The organism is Pectobacterium carotovorum, assembly GCF_033898505.1.
Lineage (GTDB): Bacteria > Pseudomonadota > Gammaproteobacteria > Enterobacterales > Enterobacteriaceae > Pectobacterium > Pectobacterium carotovorum_J.
In genome coordinates this window covers 534,375-551,366 of record NZ_JAXAFK010000002.1, presented here as the reverse complement: position 1 = coordinate 551,366, position 16,992 = coordinate 534,375, and the positions used below count along the sequence as shown (strand labels likewise).

The 16,992-nt window shown below is 52.0% G+C and carries 19 protein-coding genes and 1 other RNA gene; 14 read left to right on the top strand and 6 right to left on the bottom strand.

The window, feature by feature from the left end; translation table 11 throughout:
* The first annotated feature begins 681 nt into the window (after positions 1–681).
* The 5 genes from R9X49_RS14480 to R9X49_RS14460 all read left to right on the top strand — a co-directional run bounded on the left by R9X49_RS14480 (position 682) and on the right by R9X49_RS14460 (position 3,475).
* Positions 682–1,860 (top strand): MFS transporter, encoded by a 1,179-nt coding sequence (locus tag R9X49_RS14480; protein ID WP_319849069.1) that lies wholly within the window; start codon positions 682–684, stop codon positions 1,858–1,860.
* 13 nt (positions 1,861–1,873) lie between these two features.
* Entirely contained in the window at positions 1,874–2,104 is a 231-nt protein-coding gene (locus R9X49_RS14475; RefSeq protein WP_319849068.1) for a 4-oxalocrotonate tautomerase family protein, read from the top strand.
* 104 nt (positions 2,105–2,208) lie between these two features.
* Complete coding sequence (locus tag R9X49_RS14470; protein ID WP_319849066.1) at positions 2,209–2,874, top strand: hypothetical protein; 666 nt, start codon at positions 2,209–2,211, stop codon at positions 2,872–2,874.
* Positions 2,875–2,895: 21 nt separating this feature from the next.
* Positions 2,896–3,192, top strand: a complete 297-nt coding sequence (locus tag R9X49_RS14465) for an immunity 53 family protein (RefSeq protein ID WP_319849064.1) — start codon at positions 2,896–2,898, stop codon at positions 3,190–3,192.
* A 118-nt stretch (positions 3,193–3,310) separates the two neighbouring features.
* Positions 3,311–3,475 carry a hypothetical protein gene (locus R9X49_RS14460; protein WP_319849062.1) on the top strand — a complete coding sequence of 55 codons (165 nt, stop codon included), beginning with the start codon at positions 3,311–3,313 and terminating at the stop codon, positions 3,473–3,475.
* Between the two features lie 38 nt (positions 3,476–3,513).
* Here R9X49_RS14460 and R9X49_RS14455 read toward each other — a convergent pair whose 3' ends face one another.
* Entirely contained in the window at positions 3,514–4,752 is a 1,239-nt protein-coding gene (locus tag R9X49_RS14455; RefSeq protein ID WP_319849061.1) for an Nramp family divalent metal transporter, read from the bottom strand.
* Between the two features lie 258 nt (positions 4,753–5,010).
* A complete protein-coding gene (grpE, locus tag R9X49_RS14450) occupies positions 5,011–5,598 on the bottom strand; it encodes a nucleotide exchange factor GrpE (RefSeq protein ID WP_319849060.1) in 588 nt (195 codons plus the stop codon).
* Between the two features lie 149 nt (positions 5,599–5,747).
* Between grpE and nadK the strand changes: the two genes are divergently transcribed.
* The 3 genes from nadK (at position 5,748) to bamE (ending at position 8,858) form a co-directional block, all read left to right on the top strand.
* Positions 5,748–6,626 carry an NAD(+) kinase gene (nadK, locus tag R9X49_RS14445; RefSeq protein WP_263059654.1) on the top strand — a complete coding sequence of 293 codons (879 nt, stop codon included), beginning with the start codon at positions 5,748–5,750 and terminating at the stop codon, positions 6,624–6,626.
* Between the two features lie 81 nt (positions 6,627–6,707).
* Complete coding sequence (gene recN, locus R9X49_RS14440; RefSeq protein ID WP_319849059.1) at positions 6,708–8,369, top strand: DNA repair protein RecN; 1,662 nt, start codon at positions 6,708–6,710, stop codon at positions 8,367–8,369.
* 153 nt (positions 8,370–8,522) lie between these two features.
* Positions 8,523–8,858: an outer membrane protein assembly factor BamE gene (bamE, locus tag R9X49_RS14435; RefSeq protein ID WP_010282437.1), complete on the top strand. Its 336-nt coding sequence runs from the start codon at positions 8,523–8,525 to the stop codon at positions 8,856–8,858.
* Positions 8,859–9,096: 238 nt separating this feature from the next.
* Here the strand turns inward: bamE and R9X49_RS14430 are convergent, their stop codons facing one another.
* Complete coding sequence (locus R9X49_RS14430; protein ID WP_010282431.1) at positions 9,097–9,378, bottom strand: RnfH family protein; 282 nt, start codon at positions 9,376–9,378, stop codon at positions 9,097–9,099.
* Positions 9,368–9,814, bottom strand: coding sequence for a type II toxin-antitoxin system RatA family toxin (locus R9X49_RS14425; RefSeq protein ID WP_039485083.1), 447 nt, complete (start codon positions 9,812–9,814; stop codon positions 9,368–9,370). The genes R9X49_RS14430 and R9X49_RS14425 overlap by 11 nt, the downstream gene beginning before the upstream one ends.
* A 155-nt stretch (positions 9,815–9,969) precedes the next feature.
* Here R9X49_RS14425 and smpB point away from each other — a divergent pair, with 155 nt between their 5' ends.
* Complete coding sequence (gene smpB, locus R9X49_RS14420; protein WP_129702949.1) at positions 9,970–10,452, top strand: SsrA-binding protein SmpB; 483 nt, start codon at positions 9,970–9,972, stop codon at positions 10,450–10,452.
* Between the two features lie 50 nt (positions 10,453–10,502).
* Positions 10,503–10,865: a transfer-messenger RNA gene (gene ssrA, locus R9X49_RS14415) on the top strand.
* A 389-nt stretch (positions 10,866–11,254) separates the two neighbouring features.
* On the opposite strand, the gene R9X49_RS14410 is transcribed toward ssrA, so the two are convergent.
* Complete coding sequence (locus R9X49_RS14410) at positions 11,255–11,827, bottom strand: TetR/AcrR family transcriptional regulator (protein ID WP_319849058.1); 573 nt, start codon at positions 11,825–11,827, stop codon at positions 11,255–11,257.
* A 66-nt stretch (positions 11,828–11,893) separates the two neighbouring features.
* The gene (locus tag R9X49_RS14405; protein ID WP_319849057.1) at positions 11,894–12,940 is read right to left on the bottom strand and encodes an aldo/keto reductase; all 1,047 of its coding nucleotides are present in this window, start codon (positions 12,938–12,940) and stop codon (positions 11,894–11,896) included.
* A gap of 113 nt (positions 12,941–13,053) precedes the next feature.
* Here R9X49_RS14405 and R9X49_RS14400 point away from each other — a divergent pair, with 113 nt between their 5' ends.
* The 4 genes from R9X49_RS14400 to R9X49_RS14385 all read left to right on the top strand — a co-directional run bounded on the left by R9X49_RS14400 (position 13,054) and on the right by R9X49_RS14385 (position 16,956).
* Positions 13,054–13,845 carry an SDR family oxidoreductase gene (locus R9X49_RS14400; protein ID WP_319849056.1) on the top strand — a complete coding sequence of 264 codons (792 nt, stop codon included), beginning with the start codon at positions 13,054–13,056 and terminating at the stop codon, positions 13,843–13,845.
* Between the two features lie 71 nt (positions 13,846–13,916).
* A complete protein-coding gene (locus R9X49_RS14395; RefSeq protein ID WP_319849055.1) occupies positions 13,917–15,023 on the top strand; it encodes an NADH:flavin oxidoreductase in 1,107 nt (368 codons plus the stop codon).
* A 195-nt stretch (positions 15,024–15,218) separates the two neighbouring features.
* Positions 15,219–16,226 (top strand): NADP-dependent oxidoreductase, encoded by a 1,008-nt coding sequence (locus R9X49_RS14390; RefSeq protein WP_319849054.1) that lies wholly within the window; start codon positions 15,219–15,221, stop codon positions 16,224–16,226.
* Between the two features lie 151 nt (positions 16,227–16,377).
* A complete protein-coding gene (locus tag R9X49_RS14385; RefSeq protein WP_319849053.1) occupies positions 16,378–16,956 on the top strand; it encodes a hypothetical protein in 579 nt (192 codons plus the stop codon).
* Positions 16,957–16,992: the final 36 nt, after the last annotated feature.

The window sequence follows — 16,992 nt, the reverse complement described above, 5'->3', positions numbered from 1 at the left end:
AACTTGAATGATAAATATGAGTCATAACGTAGGCGACTGGAGTTCTAGCTATGTTTAGCTTCTAACACTCACTAATTCAGCCATATAGATGGAAACGCACTTGTTTCCCTAAGCGTGTAAATTATTGTATGTTTATATTTCATTTTCATTACAGAAGAAAAAAAACTTGGTGCTGACCGAAAAAAACCAAGGTAGATAAGAATGAGCAATCATTCATATTTTTAGAAAACCCAACATCTTCAACATTCAATAAACGATATTAAAAAACCACGTCATGTTCTAATCATCATTAGATAATAATATTCCTTCTAAGAATTAATTAATTTAATAGTCAACATTTGAAACTATTATTAATAGAACTTATACTCATCAATAAAATGGATACCAAATCCTTGAGGACAGTATTAACAGTTATTATGGGTAAGCGAATATTTAACAACAGAGAAAAGTGATGACTCGTTGCAAGTCCCTGACTGACACTAGCTAATATGTATTGTCCGATATCCTTGAAATGAGAGAGCATAGAAACACAACGCCTTGATGTTGGATTTTCATTTGCAAACGAATAGAGCGGCCACAAAACGTTCTCGTTGCGTCATCAACCTGCTCATTACTATTCACTTTTATTTGATAAGAAAACGGGCAGGATAACGACATATTCTCTGCACTTTGGGTTGTCGCATGATGGATCGTCCTCGCCTTATCCCCCTCTCGGATACGCTGACTCTTGCCCTTTTCGGGACAATCGTGCTGGCGTTAGGAATGGGGCTTGGGCGCTTTTTGTATACGCCGATGCTGCCCGTGATGCTGGAAGAAGGCCGTTTCACCTTCAACCAGCTTTCCTACATTGCCAGCGCGAACTACGCTGGCTATCTGTTCGGTAGCCTGTTTTTCTCTTTCAGTCGTCGCGCCTCAACCTCTCAACCGATGTTCCTGCTGTTTAGCGCAGCCGCCGCGACCGCCGTTTTGCTCTTCGCGATGGCCCTGACCACCAGCACGACACTGGCCATGCTCATTCGTTTCCTCGCCGGGATCGCCAGCGCGGCGATGATGATCTTCGGTTCGTTGACCATTTTGCACCACACCCAGCATCACAGTAGGCAGACTCACGTTATCGCCTCGCTCTACGCCGGAGTCGGCGTGGGGATCGTATTGGGCAATGAATACATTATCATCGGACGGCATTACGCCCTCACCGCCGAGCTATTATGGTGGGGAGCCGCCCTGCTCTCCGCGCTACTTCTGTTTGCCTTACTCATCCTTTCTCCGCCTAAATCCAGCGTCGTGCCGCAACCGCTGACGAATACCGATGAGTCGCCTCAGCTTAGCTGGAGGCGACTTGCGCTGCTGTATGGCCTTGCAGGATTCGGGTACATCATCATCGCCACCTATCTGCCGTTGATGGTGACGGCACTGGACATGCCGCGTTTATCCCTTCATCTCTGGTCGCTGGTTGGGCTGGCTATCATTCCCGGCTGCTTTTTCTGGCTGTGGGCCGCCAACTGCTGGGGAACCTTGCCCTGCCTGACGGCAAACCTGATCATTCAGGGCGTATGCGTCCTATTGACGCTATTAAGTCACTCGCCCACGGCGTTGATACTCAGCTGTGTCGGCTTTGGTGCTACCTTTATGGGAACGACCTCGCTGGTGATGCCCTTAGCCAAACGGCTACGCGCGCCGCACGGCATCAACCTGCTTGGTCTGGTGACGCTCACTTACGGCATTGGCCAAATTCTTGGCCCACTGCTCACCAGCGCCCTGACGAATACCAACGCTATCGCACCTGCGATACTGTGCAGCGCAGCAGCACTTTTCATCGCGGCAGGACTCTGTTTCCCTTACCGTCGACCACAACCATAATTCAGGAGAACACATGCCATACGTCAACATCAAAATCACCAATGAAGGCGCTACCGCTGAGCAAAAACGTCAGTTGATTGAGGGCGTAACCCAACTGCTGGTCGATGTGCTAAACAAGAACCCAAAAACCACCGTCGTCGTGATTGATGAAGTCGAAACGGACAACTGGGGAATCGGCGGCGTGCCGGTGACGGAGCTGAGGAAGGCCGCAGGGAAATCTTCCGAGAAATCTGATACGGATTAACCATGTTTAACCGCAATACGTTTATGCTGGTATCCGTATTTGCCGAATATAAACAGGAATACCTGCACTTCTTCTGGGAGTCCGCAGCTTAAAGGATAAAAAATATGGATATTGAACAGCTAGCCGATGCGCTATACGACGATTTAAACGGCTATATTTCCAGCGTGCAGTACACCAACGCAAACACGCTAATGATTCATTTTTGCTGTGATAACTGGCGTTATGACGAGCAACACAATTGCTCCGTATACTGTGAGCCACATGAATCTTATCTGCGCCATTTCACTATTTGCTGTTATGGCGTTGTCGAACATGACATTCAACCTGCTAGTTCAGGCGAGCTGACCTTTACCGATCAGCATCCACTATTGTGGGACTACAACGCGCCGAGAGGTGGCTTGTACTATTCCACCACAGCAACAGCATCAAGCTACGAACTACTTGGGCGAGTCTGGAGTGTTCACACACGTATTCTCAACGACTGGCGCCCGATGAGCCGCTATATCAACGCTTATCGGCATCAGGGCGAGCCGACATTCGGCAATAATGGCAATGGATTACTCGCGCAAGGGCCTAAACCCTTACTGGATGCTTATCAAGAAGCGTTATCCAGCGTACTTAAAACCCGCTTCGTTCCATCCGTTGAAATGAAAAGTGACGTTAAAACATTGCTGTTTGATTCTGGATTTGTCATCTGCAAGCGAGTGGAATTACAGGAAATCTTTCCCGATGCTGAAACACCAGCAAACCACGAAGAAACCCCAGATTGAATACTCATGAGACAATGATTAATGAACGAGTTACAGGAGATTCAACGGTGGTATCAGGCGCAGTGTAACGGGAAGTGGGAGCACGCATTCGGCATTAGCATCGATACACTGGACAACCCAGGCTGGAGAGTAAAAATCGATCTAGCTGAAACCTCACTTGCTGACAAGCCTTTTACAGCTACAAGTCGTGGTGCACATCCAGAAGGCAGTGACTGGATATTCTGTAAAACGGAAAAGCTGCAATTTATTGGCTTTTGTGGCGCCGGTAATCTGGCTGAGCTGTTAACGATTTTTCTGAACTGGTGTCGTAATGAATGAACATGAAACTGCTGTATTTCAGGTACGACTATGTTTAAGAGCCGAATCAGCGAGACGTACTCCCTGCCGCTCTGGCTATCGACCTAACCATAAAGATCCGGTCAGCGGAGCATACTTTATGGGGCAATTCCATTTTGACGGTGAAGTCGCCCCGGGAGAAACGATCTCAGCCAAAGTTACCGTTATCGCGTCTCTGGAACAGCTTGAAACACTCTCTCGCATTGGTGAATGGACGCTATGGGAAGGGCCACACTACGTTGGTAAAGTCATGCTGGATCGATAATGTAGCGCAGTTCCGGTTGAGAGGAATGCGCCTCAGATCTATATCCCCAACATCGTATCAATGAGCAGATACATATTCAGGGAAACGACGAGCACGACAATGAGTTGCCCGATGCGCTGTACCCATTTGCCGTTGACCATCGGCCCCATCAGTTCACGGTTGCCAGTGAAGGACAGCAGCGGAACCAGCGCCAGCGCAATCCCGAAGCTCAGCACCACCTGACTCAATACCAGCACTCGCGTCGGATCCATACCGGACAGAATCACGATAAACGACGGCAGCATCGTCACAGTGCGGCGCACCCAAAGCGGGATGTGGAAGCGCACGAATCCCTGCATCACCACTTGACCCGCCAGCGTACCAACGACGGTAGAGGACAGGCCAGCGGCAACCAGGCTCAGACCAAAAATGATCGCAGCGGCTTTACCCAGCAGCGGCTCCAGCGTCAGGTAGGCTTTATCCAGATCGGCAATATCCTGATTGCCGCTGAAATGGAACGCCGCCGCTGCCGTCGCCATCATCGCCAGATTGACGAACCCGGCGATGGTCATCGCAATCGCGACATCGACTTTCGTGGCAGAATAGCGCTCGGCACGGGTATGGCTGCCTTCGTGCTGCGTCAGAGAAGAGTGAAGGTAAATCACATGCGGCATAATGGTCGCCCCCAGTACGCCCGCCGCCAGCAGCACGGCATCGGAGGTCGGCAGACTAGGGATTGCCATACCTTTGGCTAACGCAGACAACTCAGGCTGAGAGAAGACCAATTCGACAATATACGCCGCCGCCACAAACAGCAGCAGGCCGCCGATGACCATCTCTAACGGCTTCTGACCGCGCTGTTGCAGCATTAAAATCAGGAAAGTTGCAATAGCAGTGAGAATCGCGCCTTCCAGCAACGACACACCCAAGAGCAGCTTGAAACCAATCGCCGCACCGATAAATTCGGCCAGATCGGTCGCCATCGCAATAATTTCGGCCTGCACCCAATAGGCCCAAACGGCCGGACGCGGAAAGCGATCGCGGATATGCTCCGCCAGATTCTTACCCGTTGCGATCCCCAATTTGGCGGACAGCAGTTGGATCAGCATCGCCATCAGGTTCGCCCACACCACCACCCACAGCAGCGTATAGCCATAGGCTGCGCCAGACTGGATGTTCGTGGCGAAGTTACCCGGATCGATATAACCAATCGCCGCGATAAACGCCGGGCCCATCAAAGAGAGTTTTATCTTCCTTGATGTACGGCTTGTTGACTCAATAACACGGCTACCCGGCATAGTATGACCCTTCTAACACTGGTGTTTTACTACTCTCACAGAAACGATAATGATTATCAAGTGCATTTAGAGAGGTGATACCAATTCTTTTGATAGTTAAAGATGATGAGTCATTCAAAACCTAAAAAACATCTTTTTTATCAAACAAATCTTAACAAAATATAAACAAAAAACCCCATGCGTGGCACGGGGTTTGGTATGACGGTACGTTGTAAATACTGTGCGTAAAAAGCAGATACTGCGTAAAAGTAGACGGTATCAGTCTTGTGCTTTTGATACCGCAACCATCGCCGGACGCAGCAAACGGCCGTTCAGCGTATAGCCTTTTTGCATGACCATCATGACATGGTTCGGCTGGTGATCGGCCGAAGGTAACATCGTCATTGCCTGATGCACTTCTGGGTTAAACGGTACGTTTACATCACCGACAACCTCAATACCAAATTTGCGGACTGCATCCAGCAATGATTTCAGCGTCAGTTCAACCCCTTCAATCATCGCAGCCAGTGATTCATTGGCTTTATCCGCCGTGTCCAGCGCACGTTCCAGATTGTCGATAACTGGCAGCATTTCGCTGGCAAATTTTTCTACCGCAAATTTATGCGCTTTCTCAACATCCATTTCCGCACGGCGGCGAATGTTATCGGCTTCAGCACGGACGCGAAGCATATTGTCACGTTCACGCTGTTGCAGTTCGCTTAACTGGGCTTCCAGCTCGGCGATGCGCGCATCACGCGGGTCAGCTACGTCTGCCGTCTCTGGCGCGGCATCCGCTTGCTGCCCTTTTGCTGCTTCCTTTTGATCCAGCACTTGCTCGTCAGGCGTTTTCTGTTCTTTACTACTCATGAAATTCTCCGCGGTTTAGCATTAATCTCGCTAGTTGCTTATTATGGGGATCAAAATCGGGGATTCAAGGGAACCAGTCATATATTGGTTCCAGCCGCTGCCGATACACCACGCTGAGGACAAAAACAGCAATGAACACACCGCTTACAATGAACAGGCCGTTTAATTGTATTGGCATTGTCGGCCATCCGCGCCACCCAACGGCGCTGGCAACGCATGAGATGCTTTACCACTGGCTCACCGACAAAGGTTACTCGGTTCTGATCGAGCAGCAGATCGCCCGCGAACTGAATCTGAAAGACGTGCCGACGGGTAGTCTTGCCGACATCGGCCAGCAGGCGGATCTGGCGGTTGTCGTCGGCGGTGACGGCAATATGCTCGGCGCGGCGCGCGTGCTGTCGCGCTATGACATCAAGGTGATCGGTGTGAACCGTGGCAACCTCGGTTTTCTGACCGACCTCGATCCTGACCATGCGCAGCAGCAGCTTTCTGACGTTCTCGACGGCCATTATCTGAGCGAACAACGCTTCATGCTGGAAGCGCACGTTTGCCGAGCAAACCAGCCCGACAGCATCAGTACCGCCATTAACGAAGTGGTGCTTCACCCGGGAAAAGTCGCCCATATGATTGAATTTGAAGTCTATATTGACGACAAATTCGCCTTCTCACAGCGTTCAGACGGCCTGATCATCGCCACGCCTACAGGCTCAACCGCCTATTCCCTTTCCGCTGGCGGCCCAATTCTGACGCCGTCGCTGGATGCCATTGCGCTAGTGCCCATGTTCCCACATACGTTGTCTGCACGCCCGCTGGTCATCAACAGCAGCAGCACGATTCGGCTGAAATTTTCCTGCATTACCAATGACCTGGAAATCAGCTGCGACAGCCAGATTGCATTACCGGTACAGGAAGGCGAAGAAGTGCTCATTCGCCGCAGCGAGCACCACCTCAATCTAATTCATCCAAAAAATTACAGCTATTTCAATACACTAAGCTCAAAACTCGGCTGGTCAAAAAAATTATTCTAAAATTTCACCCAGCCACTTTACTGTATATAAAACCAGTTTATACTGTATGTAATCACATGTGATTACATACAGGGGTTTATCATGCTGGCGCAACTCACTATCAGTAACTTCGCCATCGTGCGCGAATTAGAAATCGATTTTCAGTCAGGAATGAGCGTTATCACCGGGGAAACCGGTGCGGGGAAATCGATTGCGATTGATGCCCTCGGTTTATGTCTGGGAAATCGTTCTGACGCCAGCATGGTCAGGCCGGGCGCTGCCCGCGCCGACATTTGCGCCCGCTTTGCGCTGGCGGATACTCCAACGGCACGTCAGTGGCTGGAAGAAAACCAGCTGGATGACAGCAACGAGTGCCTGCTACGCCGCGTCATTAGCGCCGATGGCCGCTCGCGTGGCTTTATTAACGGTACCGCCGTGCCGCTGTCTCAACTGCGTGAACTCGGCCAGCACCTGATTCAGGTACACGGCCAGCATGCACATCAGCTACTGCTGCGCCCCGACCACCAAAAACACCTGCTTGATGCCTATGCCGATGAACCGAAGCTGTTGGTGGCTATGCAACAGGTTTGGCATCAGTGGCACCAAAGCTGCCGCGCGCTGGCGCAGTTGCAGCAGGCGGCGATTGAGCGTGAGGCCCGCCGGGAACTGCTGCAATATCAATTAAAAGAGCTGAACGAGTTCGCGCCACAGCCCGGCGAATACGAACAGATTGACGTTGAATACAAGCGTCTGGCGAATAGCGGCCAGCTACTGACGATGAGCCAACAGGCCATGCAGTTGCTGAGCGAAGACGAAGAGCAGAACATCATCAGCATGCTGCACAGCGTAAAACACCAGCTTGGCGAACTCATCAGTATGGATGACAAACTGTCTGGCGTGCTGTCCATGCTCGAAGAAGCGGGCATTCAGCTCAGCGAAGCCAGCGATGAACTGCGCCACTACAGCGAACAAATGGATCTCGACCCGATTCGGCTGTATGAGCTGGAACAACGTCTGTCACGTCAGCTCGCGCTGGCACGCAAGCACCATGTTGCGCCAGAGACTCTGCCAGCGTTCCATCAGCAACTACTGGAAGAACAGCAACAGTTGGAACAGCAGGAAAGTGACCACGACGCGCTCAGCGCCTCCGTCGGCGAATATCATCAGCAGGCGTTGCACCTTGCAGAACAGCTGCACGTGCGCCGTCAGCACCACGCCAGCGAACTGGCTCAGCTCATTACCACCAATATGCGTGAACTGGCGATGCCACACGGCCACTTCACCATTGATGTGAAGTTTACGCCGGACAGCCTGACGGCCACCGGTGCCGACAGTATCGAATTCCGCGTGACCACCAACCCCGGCCAGCCACACCAGACGTTGGCGAAAGTGGCATCGGGCGGCGAACTGTCGCGTATCGCACTGATTATTCAGGTGATCACTGCGCAGAAGATGGACACCCCCGCGATGATCTTCGATGAAGTCGATGTCGGTATTAGCGGGCCAACCGCCGCAATTGTCGGCAGAATGCTGCGCCAGCTCGGTGAATCCACGCAGGTGATGTGCGTGACGCACCTGCCACAGGTCGCGGGCTGCGGTCATCAGCACTTCTTCGTGAGTAAACAAACTGACGGCGCAGAAACGGAAACCCTGATGCAACCGTTGGATAAACGTGCTCGGCTACAAGAACTGGCACGCCTCTTGGGCGGTAGCGCCGTCACCAAAAATACGCTGGCAAATGCCAAAGAACTGCTGGCAGCCTAAAATCTGCTACCGACAAAGGCGAGAAAGGTGCATCACCGGTAAAAAAGCTCAACTTTTTTACCTTCCTGAGGTCATACAATCGCCTTGCAGGTTTCCAAGTCCTGCAAGGTCTATTATCATCGGCAACCTATGCCCTTAAGGAATGTAATCACTATGCGCTGTAAAACGCTGACTGTCGTCGCCGCGGTGGTTGTTATGCTGACTGCCGGTTGTTCCACACTGGAAAAGGTGGTCTATCGGCCGGACATCAATCAGGGAAACTATCTGGCACCGGCTGACGTTGCAAAAATTCACACCGGCATGACCAAACAACAGGTCGCTTATACGCTGGGTACTCCTATGATGCAGGATCCGTTTGGCAGCGATACCTGGTTTTATATCTTCCGCCAGCAGCCTGGTCATGAATCGGTAAAACAACAGACGCTGACGCTGACCTTCAGCGGCAGTGGCGTGTTAACCAACATCAACAACAAACCTGCGCTGGATTAATGCTTTCAATGCCGTTCGGCTGAATCAGGATAGGTGATCCTCGCAGCCAGAGGCGGTGCTTTAAGACGAGGCCCACAATGGGCAGAGTACTTAAGGGAAACAGTCACGCACGCGGTTTGACGTATGGTAGGTACAACAGCAGGCAAATCTGAACACGTCAGGTTTGCCTGTGTTTTTTTATATGGGCATTTCGATAAGGATGCTCAGGAAAACGCCGTTTTTCGTTTAGCGTTACCGATCAGGATTTGCTCTTAGCACGCTCTGCACGCTGGCGACGCAGCTCTTTAGGATCGGCAATCAGCGGACGATAAATTTCCACGCGGTCACCCTCCTGTACCACATCGGCCAGCTTCGCCGCACGGCTGTAGATACCGACTTTATTCACCTGTAAATCGATGTCATGGCGCAGTTCCAGCAGGCCCGATGCCACAATCGCCTGCTCAACCGTACTGCCCTCTTCCAGCTTCACCGTGCGTAGATACTGGCGTTCCGGCAACGCATAGACCACATCAACCTGCATTGCGGACACTGTAGACCTCTTTGGCTCGCTGCGTGAAAGCCTGCACCATATTTCCCGCCAGCTCCTTGAATACTTTGCCAAAAGCGAGTTCAATCAACGCATTGGTGAATTCAAATTCCAGATGCAGCTCGACTTTACAGGCATCGGCGCTCAGCGGCGTAAAATGCCAGTCACCACCCAGCTGACGGAATGGACCATCGACCAGCTGCATATTGATGTTCTGGTTGTGTGTCAGCGTATTACGTGTGGTAAATGTCTTGCTGATACCAGCTTTGGAAACGTCTACTGCGGCGGTCATCTCCCCTTCTGAGGAGGAGAGCACGCGGCTCCCCGTGCAGCCCGGTAAAAACGCGGGGTAGGAAGCGACATCATTCACCAGCTTGTACATCTGTTCAGCACTGAACGGCACCAGTGCGGAACGACTTATCTTTGGCATACTATTTTCCGTGATTCATAAAACGCGCAAAATAATAGCACTGATAGCCCGACAGACAAAAATTCTGCGAAGCTTATCGCACGATATCATTAACCACGACACGGACGCACTGCGGGGATTTCATTCCCAATGACATCCAGTATAATGACGGCACTATGACAAAGAAAAAAGCATACAAACCCGGTTCCGCCACCATTGCGCAGAACAAGCGCGCCCGTCACGAATACTTCATTGAGGAAGAATTTGAGGCTGGTCTTGCGCTGCAAGGATGGGAAGTCAAATCACTGCGCGCAGGCAAAGCAAACCTCAGCGACAGCTATGTCACCTTCATGAACGGTGAAGCTTACCTGTTTGGCGCCACCATCACACCGCTGAATGTGGCTTCATCACACGTGGTGTGCGATCCCATACGCACACGCAAACTCCTACTCAACAAACGTGAGCTGGAGTCGCTATTTGGCCGCGTCAGTCGCGATGGCTACACGGTCGTCGCGCTGTCCATGTATTGGAAAAATGCCTGGAGCAAAGTCAAAATCGGCGTGGCGAAAGGTAAAAAAGATCACGACAAGCGTGATGACATCAAAGAACGTGAATGGAAGTTAGACAAAGCCCGTATCATGAAGAACGCCAATCGCTAAGCCACTGGCTTAACAACGGTAAGTTCTGGTATACTGGCGACAGTTTCTTGGGGGCTGATTCTGGATTCGACGGGATTTGCAAAGCCCAAGGTGCATGCCGAGGGGCGGTTGGCCTCGTAAAAAGCCGCAAAAAAATAGTCGCAAACGACGAAAACTACGCTTTAGCAGCTTAATAACCTGCTCTGAGCCCTCTCTCCCTAGCCTCCGCTCTTAGGACGGGGATCAAGAGAGGTCAAACCCAAAAGAGATCGTGTGGATGCCTTGCCTGGGGTTGAAGCACTAAATCTAATCAGGCTAGTTTGTTAGTGGCGTGTCTATTCGCAGCTGGCAAGCGAATGTAAAGATAGACTAAGCATGTAGTACCGACGGTAGAGTGGTTCCGGACGGGGGTTCAAATCCCCCCAGCTCCACCAATTTAGACATCGGGTATTACCAGATAAGTCCGATGAAGTACGAAAAGCCCGCACGGCGCAAGCCCTGCGGGCTTTTTTGTGTCCTCAATTTGTCCTGCGAAATCTGAAGCTAATGACTTAAGTCCAAACCATTCAGGCACTTTGTTAGGTACTTCATAAAGCGTTATTGTTTTTAGGTGCCTAAAACGATGGAAATACAGCATTGGCAAGACAAACAAACCTCATCCGTTAAGGAAATCGAATCCATCCAAAGGCAGCGGACTACGCTCTTTATGATGGTGACCGCCTTAGCTGTTCATCAAATTCAGCAATAGAATATTCACAACAGCCGGCGTTATCTGCGGAGCGATGAATGAATGATCTTACTGTCATCACGCACGCCTTTCAGATTACAGCGCCGTTTCGTGCAGATAGCGTCTTGCCGCGCTGAGGAACCGTTCAGAGAGTTCATCGCCTTCAGTTGCTCGGGCCAGTATCAGTGCACCGGTCAGCATAGCCAACTGCGCCAACTGTTGGTCTGAAGGCGCATCATCAGGTTCTGCCCCCTGAATAGCGGCAAGTCGTGACGCCATATTTCTGACGCCCATTTTGTAAGTTTCGCGTACCGGCTTTTCCGGCGGCTTACGCAGCACATCTGACGCCAGGGCGGTGACTGCACATCCATTGCCCGCACTGTCCCTGTGGCTGGATGAGAGGTAGTAATCCACGAGCTCATGAAACGTCGCTATACCGCTTGCTGAGAATGAGGTGCTCACATCGTCAAACGCCCGCTGGCAGGCCAGAGCCTCAAGCTCATCTTTGGAGTTGAAATGGCCGTAAAATCCGCCGTGCGTCAGGCCAACGGCCGCCATGATGTCATTGACACTGACACCGTCCAGCCCGCGTTCCCGAAACAGCTCTGCCGACGTTTTAATAATGCTGTCACGATTGCGTTCCATCTGCTCTTTAGATACCCGCCCCATTGATCCCCCATTCTGAATGAAACAATCCAGGCACCTCAGTGCCCGTGAATACTGATTTACTTATTCTTACGCCCGCGGTGGCAGGATGCTGATATATTCTGCGCCAGTTCCCTGCGCTCTGGAAAGGGTTCCCGCGATCTGGTTGTGCGGCGTACCATAATCAATAGCGCTGACATTCTCAAGCCGCTGAACCTGCTCATCAGTCAGGCTGACATTCAGCGCCGCGAGCGTGTCAGTCAGTTGCTCCGGTGTACGCGAACCAAGAATCGGTATCAGAGCGGTAGAGGTGCGCTCTGCGCGGTGGCGCAGCCACGCAATTGCCACCTGAAGCGGCAGCGCGTTCAGCTCGCGGGCAATGTTCAGAACTTCATCAAGCAGCGCCGGGTCTTTCTCGATGTGTACCAGTCTGCCGCCGAACCCCTGTAGCCGTCCTTCCTGACTGTTGCGATATTTGCCGGTAAGCAGGCCACCACCAAGCGGCGACCATATCGTGGCCGCCATGCCCAGCGCCTCCGCCATCGGCAGCAGCTCGCGCTCCGCGCTGCGTTCCACAAGACTGTACTCTACCTGAATGCCTGCAATACGGGACCAACCCCTCAGTTCCGCCAGAGTATCCGCACGAGAAACTTTCCAGGCAGGAAAATTAGACAGGCCGCCATACAGTACTTTGCCGGAACAAATAAGGTCGTCAAAAGCGCGTACCACTTCTTCCAACGGTGTCAGTTGGTCATCAAAGTGCGTCCAGAGCAGGTCTATACGATCCGTCTTTAACCTTCTCAAACTGTTTTCGACCGACAGTATCATGTTACGTCGGCTATTACCGGTCAGCGCCGCGCCCGCCCCCGGATGCGCACTCAGGGTATACTTGGTGGCAACCACAAAATGATCACGCTCTGCGGCAATGAACTCCCCGACCAGTTCTTCGGACTGCCCCGCCTGGTAGGTATCTGCCGTATCAATAAAGTTGCCGCCCGCATTAGCGTAGACATCGAATACCGCTCGTGCCTCCGTTTTTTCCGCCCCGTAGCCCCAGCCGGTACCAAAGTTCCCCGTTCCAAGCGCCAGTTCTGAGACACGAAGCCCGGTGTTTCTGCCGAAAGTGGTATAACGCATGAATCATCCCCTTGTACACAATTAAATTATGATTGACATTTATTATACATGTCACACATCATTTAAAAAGACCCTGAATGTAAATTCCATTCTGCAACTGAGGAAAAAACGAGATGGCTGAGAACACGTCGGTACTGATAACCGGAGCATCAACGGGCATTGGCGCAGTCTACGCAGACCGCTTTGCCCGCCGGGGGCACAATTTGGTGCTAGTCGCCCGCGATGCCGCACGACTGCATACGTTGGCTGAAAAGCTGCGAGCGCAGTACGGCATTCAGGCTGAAGTACTGCCAGCAGACCTGACAGCTCCTGAGGCGGTGGAAACCGTAGCCCGGCGATTGCGGGAAGATACAAATATCAGCGTGCTGGTCAACAATGCAGGTATGAGTCTTTCCGGTACCTTCATAACTCAGAGCGCATCTGACATCAGCCGCATGACTGCCGTTAATCTCAATGCGATGCTGACACTGGCGCATGCGGCAGCAATAGGATTTGCAGCCGAAGGCCGGGGAAATATCATCAACCTGAGCTCCGTCGTCGGACTGGCCCCAGAATTCGGTATGTCAGTATACGGTGCCACCAAATCCTTCGTACTTTACCTGTCGCAGGGGCTGAACCTGGAGCTCAGCTCACAGGGCGTGTACGTGCAGGCCGTACTTCCGGCTGCCACACGCACTGAAATCTGGGAGCGCTCAGGCGTTGATGTGAATACGCTCACTGGCGTGATGGATGCTGGTGAAATGGTGGACGCGGCTCTGGCAGGATATGATCGCCGCGAACCCGTCACTATTCCCCCTCTGCACAGTGAAGAACTGTGGAGCCTGCACGAGAAGACCCGCCAGGCAATGCTTCCTGAGTTCAGTCAGGAACACCCTGCCCCGCGCTACCAGAAAAGTGATAAATAAACGCTGGCTGTGGCAGGTCGCGCCATAGCAGCCACGTCTTTCTCCTAAACCATTTGAAAAGGAATGTAACGATGTCCGATAACGTATTGTTTTCCCCCTTCACCTTCAAGGGCCTAACGCTGCCGAACCGTATCGTGATGGCCCCCATGACCCGAGGTATGGCACCGGAAGGTATTCCAGGTCAGCCTAACGCCGATTATTACCGCCGCCGCGCGGAAGGTGAAGCAGGTCTTATTCTGACCGAAGGAACTGTGATCAACCGCCCTGCATCACGCAATATGCCGGGCATTCCCTTCTTCTATGGTGAGCAGGCGCTCGCGGGTTGGAAACAGGTGGCAGAAGCCGTGCACGCGGCCGGCGGACGTATCGGCCCGCAAATCTGGCACACCGGTTCGACGCGCAGCGGGGAATGGGAACCAGATGCGCCGGTTGAAAGCCCTTCAGGTCTTGTCGGTCCAGGTGATGCACGCGGCGTGGCCATGACAGAAGAAGATATTGCCGATACGGTTGCCGCCTTTGCCCGCGCTGCCGCGGATGCAAAACGCCTGGGCTTTGATGTCGTTGAGCTGCACGGCGCGCACGGTTATCTCATTGACCAGTTCTTCTGGCAGGGAACCAACCTGCGTACTGATGGCTGGGGCGGAAAAACTATTGCCGAACGCTCCCGCTTTGCCGCTGAGATCGTGCGTGCGGTGCGTGCATCAGTGGGACCAGACTTCCCACTTATTCTGCGCGTCAGCCAGTGGAAGCAGCAGGATTACACGGCGCGTCTGGCGGAGACCCCGCAGGAGATGACGGAGTGGCTTGCGCCGCTGGTTGAGGCAGGCGTAGACATTCTGCACTGTTCACAGCGCCGGTTCTGGGAGCCGGAGTTTCCAGACATTGATGGCAGTGAAGGACTTAACTTTGCTGGCTGGGCAAAAAAACTCACGGGCGCGGCGACCATCAGCGTAGGATCGGTGGGACTGTCCGGTGATTTCTTCGGTGCCTTTGGCGGCCAAGGCTCTGGAACGGCCGAGCTGGATAACCTTCACGCACGAATGGAGCGTGGAGAATTTGATCTGATAGCGGTCGGTCGCGTACTGCTCTCCGACCCGCAGTGGGTGCAGAAAGTTCGCTCAGGCCGTACAGACGAGCTCCACGGTTTTCTGGCAGAAGATCTAGCGGCGCTGAAGTAAGCGACTGCATCTTTAAGACACGCCGGCGCAGGCCGGCTTTATGCCGTCTTCGCTGCTGGAGTCGGGGATCCGTAAAAACCTCGGACTCTGACTTTGTCTGACAAATAACAGGTCAGCGAATTACCACACAAGAGGTCGTATTCAGCGCCTTCGAATCGCCAATGAAATTTACTTGCTGAAACCTCAGGATAAAAGATGAAAGCACTGGTACTGAAAAGTTACGGCAAAGACGCCCACGTGGATTTTGCAACAATCCCACGCCCGGAGATTAAAGATCACGAAATTCTGGTGAAGATCCACGCAGTCGGTCTGAATCCGATTGACTATATGATCCCTGAAGGGACGTTCAAGCCCATCCTTCGCTTTACGCTTCCCGCAGTTATCGGCAGCGATCTTGCGGGCACGGTGGTGGAAACGGGCAGTAAGGTAACGCGATTTCGTGCCGGTGATGCGGTTTATGCCAGTATCTTTGACATGGACAACGGCTCACTGTCGGAATACGTGGCCGTACCAGAAAACGCAGCAGCGCTAAAGCCAGAGATCCTGAGTTTCACCGAGGCCGCCTCACTGCCGATGGTGGCCTTGACCGTCTGGCAAGCCTTTGAGCGTGTGGGCGTGTGCGCCGGACAGAAGGTGTTTATCCCAGCGGGGTCGGGCGGCATCGGCACCTTTGCCATCCAGCTTGCGCGACATCTGGGTGCCAGCGTCGCCACCACCACAAGCACGAGGAACACCGGACTGGTTAAATCTCTCGGTGCACAGCACGTCATCGACTATACATATCAGGATTTTGAAAAAGAGCTTTCCGGTTACGACATGGTGATCGGTACCGTGCGGGGCAATAGTCTTGAGAAGGCAATGAGGATTATCAGACCCGGTGGGCAGCTTGTCTCCCTTGTCGGCCCTGTAGACCTACCTTTCGCGCGTCAGAGAAAGATGAATCCGGTCATGAAGGCCCTATTCTGGTTAATGAGCTGTAAAATCAACGTGCTGGCTATGCATCATCAGGTCAGATATGCGTTCCACTTTATGCATCCGGACGGAGCCCGACTGGCAGAGATTGCCGCGCTGGTTGATGCTGGAAAGCTGATACCCGTCATTGACCGGGTGTTCACCTTTGACGAAACGCTCAATGCGCTTTCTTATCTCAAGGCTGGTCATGCCAAAGGTAAAGTTGTCGTGGCGTTTCCACGGGAATCATGAGTCTTTCCTTTCCGGTTTACCGCTACCGATATTCCAGGTAGTGGTATATCGAAAGACAATAAGCCATAACACGTAACCTTATTAATTCTTTACGCCGTGAAGTCATGTAAAATACCGACAAAATAAGCTGTTAATGCAAGGTCATGGATAGATGCGCCGTTTTTATAAAAAATGGATAACCTATTTATTATCAAAGGATTTTCTTGTTACTCTCCTCGTTTTATCCATCATGCTATCTATTTTCTGGTACATGCTTTGGGCTTCGCAGCTGTCACGTCGCACGATACTGATCGAAACATTTCCAGAACTCACTATCTACCTTACCTTTGGGCTCGTTCTGGGGCTTATCTTTGCTGGCCGGGCGCTACATTCTCGATCGGTAAAGAAGAAACTCAAGCACACGCTCGGAATGTTTTTTGGGGGCTTCGTGCTGGGATTTCTTTCCATCGTGAATATTTTTGACGTGTACGTTTATCTGTTCCCTGATGAGGTGATGAGTTACACATCCGACTATAAGATTGTTTTTCCTGGGCCACCAAAAGGGAAAACGAGTCGTTGTGAAGCAGGTTTATGGATTAGAGATGTTCATACTGGTCAGTTGAAACAGCTATGTACCAACAGAGAGACATTATTTAAAAAAAGGCGGCAAGGAATGGATGAGCTATGGATCACCGCGCGGGTCAATGAACTCGGCACGTATATTGTCGATTATCGATTTACCTACAAGTAATTCCGCATCGCTACTGAACCGTTAAGTAAGGCGAAT

Bases quoted from the DNA above. Each gene is read 5' to 3' on its own strand.
- R9X49_RS14480 (WP_319849069.1), top strand. From the start codon at position 682: ATGATGGATCGTCCTCGCCTTATCCCCCTCTCGGATACGCTGACTCTT.
- R9X49_RS14475 (WP_319849068.1), top strand. From the start codon at position 1,874: ATGCCATACGTCAACATCAAAATCACCAATGAAGGCGCTACCGCTGAG.
- R9X49_RS14470 (WP_319849066.1), top strand. From the start codon at position 2,209: ATGGATATTGAACAGCTAGCCGATGCGCTATACGACGATTTAAACGGC.
- R9X49_RS14465 (WP_319849064.1), top strand. From the start codon at position 2,896: ATGAACGAGTTACAGGAGATTCAACGGTGGTATCAGGCGCAGTGTAAC.
- R9X49_RS14460 (WP_319849062.1), top strand. From the start codon at position 3,311: ATGGGGCAATTCCATTTTGACGGTGAAGTCGCCCCGGGAGAAACGATC.
- R9X49_RS14455 (WP_319849061.1), bottom strand. From the start codon at position 4,752: ATGCCGGGTAGCCGTGTTATTGAGTCAACAAGCCGTACATCAAGGAAG.
- grpE (WP_319849060.1), bottom strand. From the start codon at position 5,598: ATGAGTAGTAAAGAACAGAAAACGCCTGACGAGCAAGTGCTGGATCAA.
- nadK (WP_263059654.1), top strand. From the start codon at position 5,748: ATGAACAGGCCGTTTAATTGTATTGGCATTGTCGGCCATCCGCGCCAC.
- recN (WP_319849059.1), top strand. From the start codon at position 6,708: ATGCTGGCGCAACTCACTATCAGTAACTTCGCCATCGTGCGCGAATTA.
- bamE (WP_010282437.1), top strand. From the start codon at position 8,523: ATGCGCTGTAAAACGCTGACTGTCGTCGCCGCGGTGGTTGTTATGCTG.
- R9X49_RS14430 (WP_010282431.1), bottom strand. From the start codon at position 9,378: ATGCAGGTTGATGTGGTCTATGCGTTGCCGGAACGCCAGTATCTACGC.
- R9X49_RS14425 (WP_039485083.1), bottom strand. From the start codon at position 9,814: ATGCCAAAGATAAGTCGTTCCGCACTGGTGCCGTTCAGTGCTGAACAG.
- smpB (WP_129702949.1), top strand. From the start codon at position 9,970: ATGACAAAGAAAAAAGCATACAAACCCGGTTCCGCCACCATTGCGCAG.
- R9X49_RS14410 (WP_319849058.1), bottom strand. From the start codon at position 11,827: ATGGGGCGGGTATCTAAAGAGCAGATGGAACGCAATCGTGACAGCATT.
- R9X49_RS14405 (WP_319849057.1), bottom strand. From the start codon at position 12,940: ATGCGTTATACCACTTTCGGCAGAAACACCGGGCTTCGTGTCTCAGAA.
- R9X49_RS14400 (WP_319849056.1), top strand. From the start codon at position 13,054: ATGGCTGAGAACACGTCGGTACTGATAACCGGAGCATCAACGGGCATT.
- R9X49_RS14395 (WP_319849055.1), top strand. From the start codon at position 13,917: ATGTCCGATAACGTATTGTTTTCCCCCTTCACCTTCAAGGGCCTAACG.
- R9X49_RS14390 (WP_319849054.1), top strand. From the start codon at position 15,219: ATGAAAGCACTGGTACTGAAAAGTTACGGCAAAGACGCCCACGTGGAT.
- R9X49_RS14385 (WP_319849053.1), top strand. From the start codon at position 16,378: ATGCGCCGTTTTTATAAAAAATGGATAACCTATTTATTATCAAAGGAT.